The sequence below is a fragment of the Halomonas sp. ALS9 genome, assembly GCF_001651035.1.
Classification (GTDB): domain Bacteria; phylum Pseudomonadota; class Gammaproteobacteria; order Pseudomonadales; family Halomonadaceae; genus Vreelandella.
In genome coordinates this window covers 125,042-140,121 of record NZ_LXRG01000233.1, presented here as the reverse complement: position 1 = coordinate 140,121, position 15,080 = coordinate 125,042, and the positions used below count along the sequence as shown (strand labels likewise).

Sequence of the window (15,080 nt, the reverse complement as noted above, 5' to 3'; positions counted from 1 at the left end):
TGACTTGGCAACAGCGTTATGCGGGAGTGTGGTTAGGTAGGATCGTTGCGGTGCTCTTCTACGTCGCGCTGAACCGCCTGCAAGCCGTGTGCAGAGATATCACCCTGGGCGTGGGCGTGTTCGGCGATCAGCACGCTATCGGCAGCTAGTACCAGCTCGCACTGGGTACCCACCAGCTCATCGCGCAAGCGCTGAATGGCCTCCTCCCGCTTAGGATCTTTATCCACACGCCGAATGTAGATAGCTTTAATGCGGTTTGGGTAGGCTTTGACAATTTCGATATACACTTCTGGATCGTGCTGGCCGCTATCACCAATGAGTATGCAAGGCATATCGTTATAAAGGGTAAGCATACGATTGATCAGATCACGTTTGTGCTCTTCGGCACGGCGCGGCCAGGGCTTGCGCCAGGAGATCCCCCACTCGCGCAGAAATATAATGGGGCCAACGGGGATACGGTTGATCTGAAAGAAGGTTTCAAGCATTTCGTATATCGCCCACGGCCCGCGAGAGACATACAAAATGGGGCGTTCAGCGCGTTCGCTTACGCCGCGATGCAGTGCTTGATAAAGCGATGCGACACCAGGAAAAGCGGTGCGGCGGTGGGGTTTTTTAACAAACAGGCGATAAAGCATTTTGAGTTTTTCCGCTACGCCGGTAAACATAACGGTGTCATCAATATCGCTAATCACCAGCAAGTCCGCCTCTGGCGGTGGCACGTAAACTTCTACATGGGTGCGTACCGGGGTCTGACCGGGGCAATGCACCAAGATATCAGCGCGGTGCCAAGAAACATCGATCGGCAGCGTATGGCTAATCGGCAAGTGGACATCAAAATAGCCATCGCGATCAGTGCCCACGCAGAGTTGGTTTTCGCCAATATGTATCTCAACCTGAGCATCAGCCAGCCCTCGGCGCAAAACCCGCCGTGCAACATCGGCGGTGTCGCGCAGCATGCCATGGCGAGGGATGATGCGTCCTAGCGCGGCTTGGCGAAACACCCTTCCCATGACAAACACTTCACGCTGAGATCCATAGCCACGGTAAGGATGCACCACCATACCACCGCGACCACTGTCACCTTTGATAGGTTTGGCAATTACGTGGACAAGCCTTTTGACAAAGCTTGCCCACTCACGCAATAAGCTCATCAAGCGTGCTGACCAGAATGACGCCCTTCTTGAAGCTCCTCAAGTAACTTGGCGTTAAAGGCATCCAAGTCTTTCGGCGTGCGGCTGGTCACAAGGCCACTATCAACTACAACCGATTCGTCGACCCATTCAACGCCTGCATTGCGCAAATCCTGGGCAACACTGGGTACCGAGGTCATGCGACGCCCTTCGACCACGCCTGCGTTGATTAAAATCCACGGCGCATGGCAAATAGCCGCGACGGGTTTGCCCGCCTGGAAAAACGCTTTGACGAAGTGAAGAGCTTCTTCATTGGTGCGCAGCTCATCAGGGTTGAATAGGCCACCGGGAAGAACCAAGCCGTGGTAGTCGGACTCATTGACATCAGCAAGCGCTTTATCTGCCTCGTAAGTATCCCCCCAATCGGTTTCCGCCCAAGCGCGAATCCCTTTTCTATCGGGAGTGATGATGTGAACCTCGACACCCTCTTTTTGCAGGGCAGCACGCGGCACGCTGAGCTCTGACTCTTCAAAACCATCGGCGGCTAAAATCGCCACGCGTTGTCCGTTTAATGCTTGTTTCATCATGCTCTCCTTTTCGTGATGATTTGCGTTAGTAACGCTTCACCATTGTGGCGCATACAGTAACAGCGTCAAGCTAACCTGCTAACGAGTTAACTGGCTGCACTAAGCGTTATAGACAATCTTGCCTGCCTCACCAAGATCGTAGCCGCCCAGCTGCCTCGCTCGCTCAGCAAAGCGTGCCTGATGAGTAAATGCCAACAGCCGCCGTACGGCGGGTTCGAAATAGCTACGCCGCTGCATCACTAAATCAAATGGCTCTTGGCATAGCGGAATAAAGCTTAACTGCTGACGATGGGCGGCAGCTTCAATGCCAAGCCCTACATCAGCTTCGCCCTGGCTGATGCTAATTGCCAAATCATCCTCACTTAATGAAGCGTGTGGCGCCCAGTTAAGCGCGGAGCTATCAATCCCCGCCCGTGCTAGCAAACAGCTCAGCAGCCTCGCTGCTCCCGCATCTGGCTGGCGATATGCCACGCGAATATCGGGCCGCTTCAAGTCGTTCATCCCATGGATTTTTAGCGGGTTATCTGTTGGCAAGAGCAACCCCTGGCGTCGCTTGGCCCAGTGCACTATCAGCAGGTCGCGCATACCGCTTAAACCAAGCAGGCTGGGCTCGTTGTAGCGTTGGGTGGAAGCATCCAGCAGATGAATACCTGCCAGCATCGCCTTGCCATCAATCAAACGCCGTACACCGTCGCCGCTGCCCTGGCAGAGCATCGCTAAATCAGAGCCGCTCTCTCGAATCGACCATTCCAGCAGCGGATCCTGACTCCCCGCGACGACCAGCGGTACCGAAAAACGCTGCGCCTGGCCGCCTTCCAAATGGCTCAGCACCCATAAATCAATCTGTTGGCGGGGAAACAGCAGCTTTCCCGTTACCCGGCTACAAGGAATCTGGCCTTGGCGAACCAGGTCGTAGACCTTGCGCTCTTTTAAGCGTAAATAGTCAGCGACTTCTGCGGTGGTCAGGTAAGCATATTGTTCAGCCATCGCAACGAGCCCTCCGCTGGGTATAAGCAATTTACTGCATAAGACTGCATGAATTTCAGCCTCAAGTGCATTAGGTCATTTTTCAGTACATCATGCTCAATATCACATAATAATGACGCCGATGCTCAATGCTGACCAGTGACAACGCCTTTAGTACCGCCCTCGCCCTAATCCTGAGTATGGATAACGCGTTAATCTCCATTGTGGTGCTCTCGCTGCAGGTATCGCTGGTGGCGGTGATTATTGCCAGCCTAATAGCGCTGCCCTTAGGCGCCGCGCTGGCGCTGTGGCGCTTTCCCGGTCGCAATGTAGTGATTATTGCCCTTAATGCCTTGATGGGTTTGCCACCCGTAGTCGCCGGGCTGTGCGTTTATCTGCTGCTTTCACGGGCAGGCCCGCTAGGCGCCTGGGGGCTACTATTTACGCCGACGGCGATGGTGATCGCTCAGGTGATTCTGGTACTTCCCATTATCGCCGCCCTTACCCGCCAACAGGTTGAAGCGCTCCACAGCGAGTATGCCGAGCAGTTGAACTCACTGGGGCTTACGCGCCTACGCATGATCCCCACTCTGCTATGGGATGCGCGCTTTGGGCTGATCACGGTGATCCTGGCCGGCTTTGGCCGCGCCAGTGCCGAGGTCGGCGCGGTGATGATTGTGGGTGGCAATATCGATGGCGTTACCCGCGTAATGACCACCAGCATTGTGCTGGAAACCAGCAAGGGCAACCTGCCTATGGCGCTTGGCCTGGGGATTATTCTGCTCGCCCTGGTCACCATGATTAATGCTATCGCCCATATAATCGGCGAAACGGCGAAAAGGCGGCTGGGATGAACGCACACTACGCTCCTCCCACCGCCACCCTAGAGCTCGATAGCGTGGGTTTTATCCATCGCGGCCATACGCTGCTCAAGCCTACTACCTTGCGCCTGACAGGCTGCCAGCGAACACTCATCATGGGCCCCAACGGCGCGGGCAAAAGCCTGCTCATGCGCTTGGCCCATGGCCTATTAACGCCTACCAGCGGCACAGTACACTGGCAAGGCGCGCCACCTGCCCAAGCCATGGTCTTCCAGCGCCCCGTGCTGCTGCGCCGCTCGGCGCTAAATAACCTGACCTACGTATTAGCCATTCATAAAACAGCCCGTCAAAACCGCAAATCCCAGGCAATGAGTGCGTTAGAGAGGTTTGGTCTGGCGCATCTCGCCAAACGGCCAGCGCGGGTGCTATCTGGCGGCGAACAGCAACGTTTGGCACTGGCACGTGCTTGGCTGCTCAATCCACAGGTGCTGTTTCTAGATGAACCCACCTCCGCACTCGACCCTGCCGCCATCAAGGCCGTTGAAGATGCCGTGCTTGAGTTTCACCACAGCGGCACGCGCATTGTGATGACCACCCACGACCTACACCAAGCACGCCGTTTGGCCGATGACGTGCTGTTTTTGCATAACGGCGAGTTGCTGGAACACACCTCCGCCAACGACTTTTTTACCGCTCCCTCCTCACGTGAGGCTGGTGCGTTTATTCGCGGCGAACTCGTTTGGTAGCCCTGAAACAGCTAGATAAATGAAAAACGATCAAGGAGCCATACCATGAATAAGACTACTGCATTGTTAATCGCAGGCACGCTAGGGCTCTCCTGGAGCGGCACGCTGCTGGCAGCGGATGACTACATCACACTGGCCTCGACCACCTCGACCGAAAACTCAGGTTTGTTCGACGCTATTATTCCTACCTTCACTGAAGAAACAGGGATTGATGTACGCGTGGTAGCCGTAGGCACCGGGCAGGCGTTTGAAATTGGTCGCCGTGGCGATGCCGATAGCCTGCTGGTACACGACACCGCGGGCGAAGAGCAGTTTGTGGCCGATGGCTACGCCACCGAGCGCCTTAATGTGATGTACAACGATTTTGTCATCGTTGGCCCCAGCGATGACCCTGCTGGCATCAGTGCCAGTGAATCAGTCACCGATGCCATGCAACGCATCGCCGAGAGCGAGTCGCCCTTTGCCTCACGGGGTGACGATAGCGGCACCAACCGCGCTGAGTTGCGTCTATGGGAAGATGCGGGCATCACGCCCCAGGGCGAGTGGTACCGCGAACTGGGTAGTGGCATGGGCCCTACGCTGAATACCGCCGCGGGTATGGGCGCCTACACGTTTACCGATCGCGCCACCTGGGTTGCGTTTGAAAATCCACAAGACTTAACGCTACTGTTTGAAGGCGATGAAGCGCTGTTCAATCAGTACGGTAGCCTGCTGCTTTCAGCCGAACGTCACCCGCACTTGAAACACGACCTCGCTGCCCAGTGGCACGAGTGGCTCGTATCAGACGAGGGGCAGCAAGCGATTGCCGATTACGAGGTGGATGGGCAGCAGCTGTTTTTCCCTAACGCCGAGTAATCTTGCAAGTCCCCAAAATAGTAACGGCACGCCTTGCAGGCGTGCCGTTTTGCTCTAAGCGATTACATTTAGCGGTTAAACAAGCTGCTGATATCTTTCGCTTCCCAGTGGGGGAAATGCTTACGCACCAAGGCATTCAGATCGCGTTCAAGGGCCGCCCAGTCGGTGGCACTTGATGCACTGCCTGAAGCGCTTGCAGTGCCACGAATCATACCTGCGCCTACGGTCACATTGGTCAGCCGATCGATAATGATAAAGCTGCCGGTGCCCGGGCTGGTGCGGTAGTCATCCACCGGAATGGCCGCGGTCAGCTCCACGTCGCAGCGGGCAATCGCATTTAAGTCCAGCGAGTGCGTGGCATGCTTTTCCAGAGTATTAACGTCGATTTGGTAATCAATCGCGCTGACCTGGCCGGAAAGGTCGCGGGTCGCCAGCTTGAAATCATACAGCTTACCCGGCGTTAAAGCCTCGTCCTGCATCCAGACAATATCGGCTTTAAAGCTATTGGAGAGCGGCAGTTCGCTATCTGCCGCTACCAGCCAATCGCCACGGGAGATATCGATCTCATCTTCCAGTGTTACGGTGATGGCTTGGCCAGGATAAGCCGCCGCAAGGTCGCCATCAAAGGTGACAATCCTTGCAACCCGCGATGTTTTACCCGACGGGAGCGCCTTAACAGCTTGCCCGGGACGCAACACACCAGCCGCCAAAGTGCCGCAGTAACCGCGAAAATCAAGGTTTGGGCGGTTGACGTACTGCACAGGCAAGCGCAGGTCAGTGAGGTTTTGATCGCGGGTTATCTCGACGCTCTCCAACAGCTCGATCAGCGTTTTCCCCTGATAACTGTCGGTAAAGTACCAGGGCGTTTGTTCACTACGATTGACCACATTGTCGCCATTCAGCGCCGACATTGGCACAAAGCGAATATCCGACGCTTGGAGATTAGTGGCAAAGGCACGGTACTCATCGACTATCTCGTTAAAGCGCTGCTCGGAGAAGCCCACCAGATCCATTTTATTGACCGCAATCACCAGATGCTGGATACCCAGCAGGTCGGCGATAAAGCTGTGACGACGAGTCTGGGTCTGCACACCGTAACGGGCATCGATCAAGATAATCGCCAGGCTGGCCGTGGAAGCGCCCGTGGCCATATTGCGGGTGTACTGCTCATGCCCCGGCGTATCGGCAATAATGAACTTACGCTTATCGGTAGAGAAAAAGCGGTACGCCACATCAATGGTAATGCCCTGCTCGCGTTCAGACTGCAGGCCATCCACCAATAGCGCCAGATCAACGGTATCACCGGTGGTACCGCTGGTTTTAGAGGCCTGGGTGATCGCCGCCAACTGATCTTCAAAGATCATTTTCGAGTCATGAAGCAGCCGACCAATCAGCGTCGATTTGCCGTCGTCAACGCTGCCGCAGGTAATAAAACGCAGCAGGTCTTTGTTTTCATGCTCGTGCAGGTACTCTTCGATATTGTCGGCAATTAAATTGGATTGGTGAGACATTAGAAGTACCCCTCGCGCTTTTTCTTCTCCATCGAACCCACTTGGTCACGGTCAATGGCGCGGCCACTGCGCTCGCTGGTACGGGTCAGCAGCATCTCTTGAATAATTTCCGGCAGCGTCGCCGCTTCTGACTCCACCGCACCGGTCAGCGGGTAGCAGCCAAGCGTTCTAAATCGCACCGACTTCATTTCCGGTACTTCGTCGGGCGCTAACGGCATACGCTCGTCATCCACCATAACTTGCATACCGTCGCGCTCAACGATAGGCCGTTTGGCCGAGTAGTAGAGCGGCACAATAGGAATCGACTCTAAATAGATGTACTGCCAGATATCCAGCTCAGTCCAGTTGGAGAGCGGGAACACGCGAATCGATTCGCCTTTATTAACCTTGGCGTTATACACATTCCACAGCTCAGGACGCTGATTTTTGGGATCCCAGCGGTGATACTTATCACGGAACGAGTAGACACGCTCCTTGGCCCGTGACGCCTCTTCATCGCGACGGGCACCACCAAAGGCCGCATCAAACCCGTGCTTTTCCAGCGCTTGTTTAAGCGCCTGGGTTTTCATGATGTCGGTATATTTAGCGCTGCCGTGGTCGAACGGATTGATATTCGCCGCCCGCCCCTCTTCATTGGTGTGCACGAGCAATTCCATACCCGCTTCAGCAGCCATACGGTTACGGAACTCGATCATCTCGCGAAATTTCCAGGTGGTGTCTACGTGCAGCAGCGGAAAAGGCGGCGTACCTGGGTAGAAGGCTTTACGCGCCAGATGCAGCATGACTGATGAGTCTTTACCAATGGAGTACATCATCACTGGGTTGGAGAACTCAGCGGCGACTTCGCGGATAATATGAATAGACTCCGCTTCTAACTGCTTAAGGTGGGTCAAACGCGCAGCATCAGGGGCGTTAAAAGCTTCCCCCTGCGTCGCTGAAGAAACAGTAGACAATTGGGTCATGGCCCCTTACCTCACAAAAACATGCTCGTCACACAAGCTAGAAACAGTGTACGTTCTAATATTGTACGTTCGTATGCAGTTAGGGTAACGCCTAGCTGATAATAACCCAAAAGAATTAATAACTATCTTTTTATTCCTAAATCACCTATCTGAGAGTGAGAAAGAGATAACTTCTGGAGACTGTCTTCTATTCGATGCGCTCAATCCAACTTTGCCACTCGCCCTGTTGAGCATCACTCCCAGTCAAATCAACAATGCGATAGCCAGGCCGAGAGGCCTCATCAACGGCGAACTGCTCAGCGGCAGGCAGGAACTGATCTGCCATTGCTGGGCAGCCATACACATCAATAGTGGGTTCGCCTGCACCTTCGCCTAAACCTTCACCTAAGCTATGGTGCTCGGCGTAGGCTTGATGTACGTGACCAAATAGGACGATTTTGACCTGTGGGCATTGGCTTAGCAGTTGCCAAAACGCGTCGCGATCCTGCAAACCAATGGCATCCATCCACACCGCGCCTACGTCCACAGGCGGGTGGTGCATGGCGATTAGCGTGGGTCGCCCATCCTGTTCAAGCTGCTCAGCGAGCTTGGCAAGTCGCTCGCTTCCCAGTTCCCCATAGGGCTTGCCTTCTACCTGGGTATTGAGCAGCAGTATGCGCCACGCCCCCATGTCCACTTGGTCGACCATCGGGCGCTCGGCAGCCATCAACTCGAGCTGGTCGTGATTACCCGGCAGCCAGTACCAGGGGCAAGGCAACTGTTCCATCGCCTGCACTGCTAAAGCGTAGGATGCGGCTGAGCCGTCCTGACTAACGTCACCGGTAAACAGCACGATATCGGGCCTTGCGGCGACAACGGCGCTCAACACCTGCTGAAACTGCCGCCAAGGGATGCCAGCGCGGGAGCGTGCCTGAGTATCCGCATACAAGTGAGCATCGGTAATCTGTACTACCCGCATTAGGGCATCTCCGGCACATCAGCGGTATGGCCGTGGGCAAGGCCGTGAGCCAGCCACTCGCCTAAGAAACGATTGAGCTGCAGCTTCTCATCCGGCTGATGCATGCGAGCGTTGGGATAGCGATAGCGGCCACTAAAGTGGCGCTCGCGCTGAAAGTCGGTCACCTCCGCCATACGCACATCGTGATAGAGGTGTACCCGCATACGCGGCCCTTCCAGAACAGCGTCTAGCGGGCCGGTCTGGGACACATCCACCATGGTGGTGTAAGGCGCCTGCTGTTGAATATAGAGATGCAGATCGCCGAAATGCTGTTTATCACCGCGCAGGGCAATATCACGGCGCTGGCCGGTCTCCATATCGCCCACCAGGCGCACCAAGCGTAAATAGTTGGCGCTGCACTCCCCTTGGAGCGATTTTAAATCGGTGACATAGGCCGTTCTCGCCATGTTCACTCCTTATCTGTTTCGCTTTGCGTCGTTTCGCTGTTCGTCGTCTCACTTGTCGTCGTCTCACTTGTCGACAAAGCTCGCTGAGAGGCGGCACGCAGTGAAGCTCGCTGGCTATTAAGCCAATGTAGACCAATTAAACACATGGCGTTGTCGAGTCGCCCCTGCTCTAAGAGTTCCCAGGCGTTCGCAAAAGGCATGACATGAACACGGATATCCTCATGCTCTTCGTCTAAGCCATGTATCCCACCTAATCCTTGGGTATCTACCAAACCACAAAATAGTGTTACTTGCTCGTTGCAGGCGCCAGGACTGGGATAATAAGTGTGTAGTTTGGTCAGTTGGGCCACTTTGCAACCGGCCTCTTCCCACGCCTCGCGACGCGCCACGTCTTCCAGCGATTCGTCTTTTTCTGCCAAACCGGCGACGATCTCAAGCTTCCAGGGAGATACGGCGTCATCAATGGCGCCAGCACGAAACTGCTCAATGAGCACCAGTGAGTCGCGCTCGGGGTCGTAAAGCAGGACACCCACCGCATCAAAGCGATTGTGCACTTCGCGGCGCATAGGTTCGCTCCAACCGCCTTCAAATAGCCGGTGGCGAAGCTCTAAAGCTTCCAAGCGGAAAAACCCCTGGTGCAGCGTTTCACGCTTAAGCAGCTCAACATCATCGCGCTTTAAATCTGGAACGCTAAGCGCCGTGTTTTTAAAAGGAGAGCGCTGAAAGAGAGAATTCTGAACAGAATCGTTCTTGGAGTTGGACGCCATGAGGCACTCCCAGTGGTGATAATCGATCTATTATCAATGCTTGCCACCGGGAATGCCAATTCAGTGGGTAGTTTACAGTTGATTAAGCAACGCCTCGGCATCGCGGCGTAGCGCCTCATCGGAGACTTGCCGATTTTCACGAGCGGTGCCGTTAACCGCACGCTGGGCGTGCTCGCGGGCGGCCTGCTCATTGCCCTCTTCTTTCAAAAAGGCGGCATAGTAGTAGTTCACATCAATACCGTCTGGGCGGATCTCCAGGGCACGCTGGAACATGCGTTCAGCGGTATCGCTATTGCCAAAGCCAAGTGGTCGCCCCGGAGCACGGTCATAAAGCGCCCCTAGCGTGACATAGGCTGAGCCATTCAACCCCTGGGGATCTATTTTAATCGCCTTTTCCAAGGCATCACGCGCATCACCGGCGGTACCTAATGCGCCTAAACCACCGCGTTCACGGGCATAAGAAGCCAGAATAATACCCTGCCAGACAAGTACGTCAGCTTCGTCGCTGTGCTGCTCGGCTAATTGCTCCGCTTCGCCAGCCAAGGACTTCAGGGTGCGTTCACGTTCGTTGGCGGGCATCTCAGTCACGGTATGCTCCCAGCGGTTCTTCAGCGAGAATAACTCACCTTCAAATGCGCTAGCGGTTAACGAAGATAGCACCAGCGTGCTGCCAATAGCGGCAGCGATCAATGAGCGTGATAAGGATATACGTGAAAAAGAGGGAGTTCGCATAGTTGCTCCTAAATTATTGTTGTCCTGCTCTTACCTACCATGAGACCCACCAACAGCGGGCCTCTCACCCAATATAGCAAAAAACCTAACGAACGTTTGAATGATTTACCAACAGTATGCTGCTTGGTTGCTTCGCGCAATTAACGTAAGGTAGATAGCTCGAAACACGATAGGGAATAGGTAATGAAAGGCCGCAATATGACCCGCTGGCGCGATCCAGCCAAAGATCCGCGTCAAGCCCCTAAGAGCAACCTGATTACTCCAGAGGGGGCGGCTCGTTTGCGCGCTATTTTGGATCACCTGTCGCGGGTTAAGCGCCCCGCTATTTCAGAGAAAGTAGGTGAAGCGGCCGCCCAGGGTGACCGCAGTGAAAATGCCGATTACACCTATAACAAAAAAGAGCTCAACCGCGTTATTGCCCGGATTACCTACCTGACAAAACGTTTGGACGAGCTGCAAATCGTCGACCGCCTACCTGCCGACACCAGTAAGGTTTTTTTCGGCGCCTACGTCAGCCTGGAAGATGAAAACGGCGGGAAGGTTCATCTTAGGATTGTGGGCCACGATGAAATCGACACCAAGAAGCGCTGGATCAGTATCGATGCCCCCATGGCCAAAGCATTGCTTAGCAAACAGGTGGGTGACGAAGCAAAGGTGCTCACGCCTAACGGTGATACGTTTTATACCATCACCGCTATTGATTACACTGGCTAACCGTTGCTCCGTTAACGCGTTGTTCCTTTAACGCCTAGCTTTGTAAGACCTAGCTTTGTAAGACCTAGCTTTCTTTGTAAGACCTAGTCTTGTAAGGAATAGTCCACTGTGGTGACGACGCGAACACGCTTAGTTTGCGGCGTGTAGCTATCCAAGTCCTCAATGGAAAAATAGCCCTGGGTCGCCTGACGAATCTGGCCCACCTGGCTACCGGAATCCTCGGCAAACTGCTGTGCGGCGTTGCGCGCATCAGCAGTGGCCGCCGCGATCATGTCGGGCTTGATAGCATCAAGACCGGTAAATAGAAACTCCGTGCGATATTCGTAGCTGGGCGAGAGCAATACGCCCTCGCGCACCAATGAAGTCGCACGGGGGATCGCCTCAATCACACCCTCAACATCCGGTGAGCGCAGCAGCAGCGTCGCTTCAGCGCGGTAGCGCTCATCCGGGCGCTGACCGCCGTACTGATTGCTAAATTGATCGGTAATCCTTGGTGGAGTGGAACTAACATGCTCCGTTGCAAACCCCTGCGCCTCCAGAAAATCACGAATAGCCTGCTCATCGCTGGATAACTGCTGCTCAAGCTCGCTCAAGCTATTGGCGCTGACACTGTAGTTGAACGGCCACAGCACCAAATCCGCAGGCACTTCTCGCTCGGCTAAGCCACGCACTGTGACGCTACGTGACGACTGCTGCCATACTTCCGCTGCTCCCTTGATATAACTACCGCTCCATACCAGCCCCAGCGCCAGCAGCCCGCCCAGCAAAACGGCACTGCCCAGTACCGCCGTATTTCGAATGTTTTCCGCCATTGCCGCCACTCCCGCTAACGCTCGTTAAATTAACGACTACTTATTTGCATCACAGCCTTTAACAACCTCAGTCCTTAACAACCTCAGCCCTTAACAACCATGGCCCTTAACAACCATAGCCCTTAACAATAGCGCTTAAAGGTAAATTAGTCGGTGGCCGATTGTGGCAAGTTTAAGGAAATTCCTGTTGCCCTTGAGCAGTAGGCGGGTATTAAAACCACTCTGTTTAGAAAAAAAGTGCGGGCAATGCCAGCGATACCGCAAGTACAATTATTGACGTACGTAAACCTGCACAACCGGAGTAATCCCGGTTGGGATCGCTGAATTGATTAGCGAGGATGCAGTGGTGGCCGCATTGTAAAAGGGCTTGAGATAGAGGCGCTTTCACAGTGACACTCCTCGTTTCCAAGGAATAAAGTCCATCTGCGACAAACGTGTTGCCTTAGTCACATAGCGGCCCGACGCAGTTTCAATACACAGGCTCAGCAACTGATCCGCTAACTCAGCGATCTCGCTTTCACCGCGAATGATCGGGCCAGCATCAAAGTCGATGACATCGCTCATTCTGCGTGCCAGTTCGCTGTTACTGGAGATTTTGATCACAGGAGCAACCGGGTTTCCCGTAGGTGTGCCTAAGCCGGTGGTAAACAGTACAAGATTGGCACCTGAACCCACCAGGCCAGTGGTGGACTCCACATCATTGCCAGGCGTGCAGAGCAGGTTAAGGCCCTTGCGGGTCATCGGTTCGGTGTAGTCGAGCACATCGACCACGGGACTGTCGCCGCCCTTCTTAGCCGCCCCTGCCGATTTCATGGCATCGGTGATTAAACCGTCGCGGACATTACCTGGCGAAGGGTTCATGGAGAAATCCGCCCCCACCGCATGGGCATGGCGCTGGTAAGCTGCCATTAACGAGGTAAACCGTTCGGCTACTTGCGGATCACCACAGCGGGCGAGCAACTCATGCTCTACGCCACACAGTTCGGGAAACTCGCTCAAGATGCCGCTACCGCCCAACGCCACCAGCCGATCCACCACGGCGCCAACCACTGGGTTGGCAGAGAGCCCGGAAAAACCATCCGAGCCACCGCATTCAACCCCAAGGGTCAGTTCAGAGAGCGGTGCTGGTTGACGAGTGACCTGATTGGCCTGCTTAAGTCCATCAAATATCGTCGTGAGTGCATCACGAATCAATGCCTCTTCGCTGTCGGTCTGCTGCTGCTCAAAATAGCTAACTGGCTTGTGGCCGTTTGGATCACGCGCGGCGATGGCTTCCTGCAACATAGTGATCTGCGCTTTTTGGCAGCCTAGGCTGAGCACGGTCGCCCCTGCCACATTGGGGTGGCAGATATAGCCTGCGAGTAAATCGCAGAGTGCGCCAGCATCGCCGTCCGTACCACCGCAGCCCAGCTGGTGCACCAGAAAACGCACGCCATCCACATTGGGGAATAGCCGCACACCAGCGGGCAGTGCCGATTCAGCGGCGCCGTCACCATGCAATAACTGCCTCGCCATACGCTTGTAATCGTGGAAGGGGTCGTCCCCCAGAGCATCAGCAACGCACTGGCGCAGCACCTCAATATTGCGGTTCTCGCAAAATACCAAAGGCACTACTAACCACACATTGGCCGTTCCCACTCGGCCATCCGGTCGGTGATAACCATCAAAGGTCGTCGCCTCAAACGCGGTTACCTCAGGGGGCTGCCACGCCTGCTGCTGAGTATTGACGGTTAACGCGTCTGTCGAGTGCACCAAGTTTTCAGTCGTAATAGCCCCACCCGCCTCAATAGGCTGGGTCACTTTACCGACCCTAACGCCATACATAATCACCATATCGCCAACAGCCATATCGTTAAGTACGAACTTATGCTTATGGCGTACAGGCCCAGGGAGTGTAATCACCAACCCTTGATCCTCGATCACCGTACCCGCTGGCAGGTCGCTCAAGGCAACACGCACATTATCCAGTGCATGGATTCGCAGCGTGAGATGGGGCGTTTGAGTAGCTATTAGGTCACTCATGCGTGTACCTCTTCAGCTTCAGCATCAATCGAAATTATGGCCTTAATAACCTGATTGGTCGGGTCGCACCATTGGGGCATATGGGTGGGCACATCGGCGAGCGGTGCCCGATGAGTAATCATGGCTTCAGCGTTAATACCGCCGCTCTCCATCAGCGCCACCACGGTATCGAAGTCTTCGCGAGTGGCATTGCGGCTACCCATCAGCGTTAGCTCTTTCTTATGAAAGTCTGGATCGCTAAAGGTAATATCGGCTTTCACCACACTTACCAGCACATAGCGCCCGCCATGGCCTGCCAGATCGAACCCTGCCTGCATGGCACGAGGGCTTCCAGTGGCATCGAACACTACGTCTGCTAATGCGCCCCCATTCAATTGGCTTATTAGCTCAGCCACATCAACGTCCTGAGGGTTCGCCACCGCATCGGCGCCGAGTACATCGCGGCAAAAAGCCAACCGGGAAGCGTTGGTATCTACCATCAGCGTTCGTGCACCTCGGCTTTTAGCTACTTGAAGCACGCCCATACCAATTGGCCCTGCGCCAACGATCACCGCAAGCTCATCTGCTTGTAGCACGCTACGCCTTACCGCGTGAGCACCAATCGCCATGCACTCAACCAGAGCGAGCTGATCGATAGAGAGTGTTTCCGATACCACCAAGTGAGGAGTAGGAACGGCTAAGTACTCCGTCATGCCGCCATCTTGATGCACGCCAATCACTTGCATGTTCTGGCAGCAATTGGTTTTATGCTGCTGGCAGGCACGGCATTCACCGCAATGCAGATAGGGTATGACATAAACCTGCTTACCCAGTAAGTGCTGGGTATGGCCATCAGCGACCTCGACTATCTCACCGGCAAGCTCATGGCCTAATACCCTGGGATATTCAAAATAGGGCTGATTACCACCATAAGCATGAATATCCGTTCCACAGATACCGATACGACGAATACGCACAATAGCGTAACCAGCGACACACTCAGGGCGGCTAGTGTTACGCAGCTCTAAATGGTGTGGTTTTGAACAGACGAGAACTTGCATTAACGCGCTCC

The 15,080-nt window shown here is 54.7% G+C and carries 16 protein-coding genes; 4 read left to right on the top strand and 12 right to left on the bottom strand.

Features of this window, described 5'->3' with window-relative positions:
* Positions 1 to 32 precede the first annotated feature (32 nt).
* The 3 genes from A6R74_RS21250 to A6R74_RS21240 all read right to left on the bottom strand — a co-directional run bounded on the left by A6R74_RS21250 (position 33) and on the right by A6R74_RS21240 (position 2,704).
* On the bottom strand, positions 33 to 1,151 hold the full coding sequence (locus A6R74_RS21250) for an App1 family protein (protein ID WP_064236476.1): 1,119 nt from the start codon (positions 1,149 to 1,151) through the stop codon (positions 33 to 35).
* On the bottom strand, positions 1,151 to 1,714 hold the full coding sequence (locus A6R74_RS21245; protein WP_064236475.1) for a type 1 glutamine amidotransferase domain-containing protein: 564 nt from the start codon (positions 1,712 to 1,714) through the stop codon (positions 1,151 to 1,153). The genes A6R74_RS21250 and A6R74_RS21245 overlap by 1 nt, the downstream gene beginning before the upstream one ends.
* A 102-nt stretch (positions 1,715 to 1,816) precedes the next feature.
* Entirely contained in the window at positions 1,817 to 2,704 is an 888-nt protein-coding gene (locus tag A6R74_RS21240) for a helix-turn-helix transcriptional regulator (RefSeq protein WP_064236474.1), read from the bottom strand.
* Positions 2,705 to 2,832: 128 nt separating this feature from the next.
* Here A6R74_RS21240 and A6R74_RS21235 point away from each other — a divergent pair, with 128 nt between their 5' ends.
* Genes A6R74_RS21235 through A6R74_RS21225 form a run of 3 tightly spaced genes read left to right on the top strand, consistent with a single transcriptional unit; the run spans position 2,833 to position 5,105 of the window.
* Positions 2,833 to 3,537 (top strand): ABC transporter permease, encoded by a 705-nt coding sequence (locus A6R74_RS21235; protein ID WP_064236473.1) that lies wholly within the window; start codon positions 2,833 to 2,835, stop codon positions 3,535 to 3,537.
* Entirely contained in the window at positions 3,534 to 4,250 is a 717-nt protein-coding gene (locus tag A6R74_RS21230) for an ATP-binding cassette domain-containing protein (RefSeq protein WP_064236472.1), read from the top strand. The genes A6R74_RS21235 and A6R74_RS21230 overlap by 4 nt, the downstream gene beginning before the upstream one ends.
* 45 nt (positions 4,251 to 4,295) lie before the next feature.
* Positions 4,296 to 5,105 carry a substrate-binding domain-containing protein gene (locus A6R74_RS21225; protein WP_064236471.1) on the top strand — a complete coding sequence of 270 codons (810 nt, stop codon included), beginning with the start codon at positions 4,296 to 4,298 and terminating at the stop codon, positions 5,103 to 5,105.
* A 68-nt stretch (positions 5,106 to 5,173) separates the two neighbouring features.
* Here A6R74_RS21225 and cysN read toward each other — a convergent pair whose 3' ends face one another.
* The 6 genes from cysN to A6R74_RS21195 form a co-directional block, all read right to left on the bottom strand.
* A complete protein-coding gene (cysN, locus tag A6R74_RS21220; protein ID WP_064236470.1) occupies positions 5,174 to 6,616 on the bottom strand; it encodes a sulfate adenylyltransferase subunit CysN in 1,443 nt (480 codons plus the stop codon).
* Positions 6,616 to 7,578 carry a sulfate adenylyltransferase subunit CysD gene (gene cysD, locus A6R74_RS21215; RefSeq protein WP_064236469.1) on the bottom strand — a complete coding sequence of 321 codons (963 nt, stop codon included), beginning with the start codon at positions 7,576 to 7,578 and terminating at the stop codon, positions 6,616 to 6,618. The genes cysN and cysD overlap by 1 nt, the downstream gene beginning before the upstream one ends.
* Positions 7,579 to 7,765: 187 nt before the next feature.
* Positions 7,766 to 8,536, bottom strand: coding sequence for a phosphodiesterase (locus A6R74_RS21210; RefSeq protein ID WP_064236468.1), 771 nt, complete (start codon positions 8,534 to 8,536; stop codon positions 7,766 to 7,768).
* Positions 8,536 to 8,982: a DUF1249 domain-containing protein gene (locus A6R74_RS21205; RefSeq protein ID WP_064236467.1), complete on the bottom strand. Its 447-nt coding sequence runs from the start codon at positions 8,980 to 8,982 to the stop codon at positions 8,536 to 8,538. The genes A6R74_RS21210 and A6R74_RS21205 overlap by 1 nt, the downstream gene beginning before the upstream one ends.
* Positions 8,983 to 8,984: 2 nt before the next feature.
* On the bottom strand, positions 8,985 to 9,749 hold the full coding sequence (locus tag A6R74_RS21200; protein WP_064236466.1) for an NUDIX domain-containing protein: 765 nt from the start codon (positions 9,747 to 9,749) through the stop codon (positions 8,985 to 8,987).
* 72 nt (positions 9,750 to 9,821) lie between these two features.
* The gene (locus tag A6R74_RS21195) at positions 9,822 to 10,481 is read right to left on the bottom strand and encodes a hypothetical protein (protein ID WP_064236465.1); all 660 of its coding nucleotides are present in this window, start codon (positions 10,479 to 10,481) and stop codon (positions 9,822 to 9,824) included.
* Positions 10,482 to 10,664: 183 nt separating this feature from the next.
* Between A6R74_RS21195 and greB the strand changes: the two genes are divergently transcribed.
* Positions 10,665 to 11,195: a transcription elongation factor GreB gene (greB, locus tag A6R74_RS21190; protein ID WP_082906775.1), complete on the top strand. Its 531-nt coding sequence runs from the start codon at positions 10,665 to 10,667 to the stop codon at positions 11,193 to 11,195.
* Positions 11,196 to 11,278: 83 nt separating this feature from the next.
* Here the strand turns inward: greB and A6R74_RS21185 are convergent, their stop codons facing one another.
* The 3 genes from A6R74_RS21185 to A6R74_RS21175 all read right to left on the bottom strand — a co-directional run bounded on the left by A6R74_RS21185 (position 11,279) and on the right by A6R74_RS21175 (position 15,069).
* Entirely contained in the window at positions 11,279 to 12,007 is a 729-nt protein-coding gene (locus A6R74_RS21185; protein WP_064236464.1) for an SIMPL domain-containing protein, read from the bottom strand.
* 384 nt (positions 12,008 to 12,391) lie between these two features.
* Positions 12,392 to 14,029 (bottom strand): UxaA family hydrolase, encoded by a 1,638-nt coding sequence (locus A6R74_RS21180; RefSeq protein WP_064236463.1) that lies wholly within the window; start codon positions 14,027 to 14,029, stop codon positions 12,392 to 12,394.
* Positions 14,026 to 15,069, bottom strand: coding sequence for a zinc-binding alcohol dehydrogenase family protein (locus A6R74_RS21175; protein ID WP_064236462.1), 1,044 nt, complete (start codon positions 15,067 to 15,069; stop codon positions 14,026 to 14,028). Before A6R74_RS21175 ends, A6R74_RS21180 begins: the two co-directional genes overlap by 4 nt.
* Positions 15,070 to 15,080: the final 11 nt, after the last annotated feature.

Bases quoted from the DNA above. Each gene is read 5' to 3' on its own strand.
- A6R74_RS21250 (WP_064236476.1), bottom strand. From the start codon at position 1,151: ATGAGCTTATTGCGTGAGTGGGCAAGCTTTGTCAAAAGGCTTGTCCAC.
- A6R74_RS21245 (WP_064236475.1), bottom strand. From the start codon at position 1,714: ATGAAACAAGCATTAAACGGACAACGCGTGGCGATTTTAGCCGCCGAT.
- A6R74_RS21240 (WP_064236474.1), bottom strand. From the start codon at position 2,704: ATGGCTGAACAATATGCTTACCTGACCACCGCAGAAGTCGCTGACTAT.
- A6R74_RS21235 (WP_064236473.1), top strand. From the start codon at position 2,833: ATGCTGACCAGTGACAACGCCTTTAGTACCGCCCTCGCCCTAATCCTG.
- A6R74_RS21230 (WP_064236472.1), top strand. From the start codon at position 3,534: ATGAACGCACACTACGCTCCTCCCACCGCCACCCTAGAGCTCGATAGC.
- A6R74_RS21225 (WP_064236471.1), top strand. From the start codon at position 4,296: ATGAATAAGACTACTGCATTGTTAATCGCAGGCACGCTAGGGCTCTCC.
- cysN (WP_064236470.1), bottom strand. From the start codon at position 6,616: ATGTCTCACCAATCCAATTTAATTGCCGACAATATCGAAGAGTACCTG.
- cysD (WP_064236469.1), bottom strand. From the start codon at position 7,578: ATGACCCAATTGTCTACTGTTTCTTCAGCGACGCAGGGGGAAGCTTTT.
- A6R74_RS21210 (WP_064236468.1), bottom strand. From the start codon at position 8,536: ATGCGGGTAGTACAGATTACCGATGCTCACTTGTATGCGGATACTCAG.
- A6R74_RS21205 (WP_064236467.1), bottom strand. From the start codon at position 8,982: ATGGCGAGAACGGCCTATGTCACCGATTTAAAATCGCTCCAAGGGGAG.
- A6R74_RS21200 (WP_064236466.1), bottom strand. From the start codon at position 9,749: ATGGCGTCCAACTCCAAGAACGATTCTGTTCAGAATTCTCTCTTTCAG.
- A6R74_RS21195 (WP_064236465.1), bottom strand. From the start codon at position 10,481: ATGCGAACTCCCTCTTTTTCACGTATATCCTTATCACGCTCATTGATC.
- greB (WP_082906775.1), top strand. From the start codon at position 10,665: ATGAAAGGCCGCAATATGACCCGCTGGCGCGATCCAGCCAAAGATCCG.
- A6R74_RS21185 (WP_064236464.1), bottom strand. From the start codon at position 12,007: ATGGCGGAAAACATTCGAAATACGGCGGTACTGGGCAGTGCCGTTTTG.
- A6R74_RS21180 (WP_064236463.1), bottom strand. From the start codon at position 14,029: ATGAGTGACCTAATAGCTACTCAAACGCCCCATCTCACGCTGCGAATC.
- A6R74_RS21175 (WP_064236462.1), bottom strand. From the start codon at position 15,069: ATGCAAGTTCTCGTCTGTTCAAAACCACACCATTTAGAGCTGCGTAAC.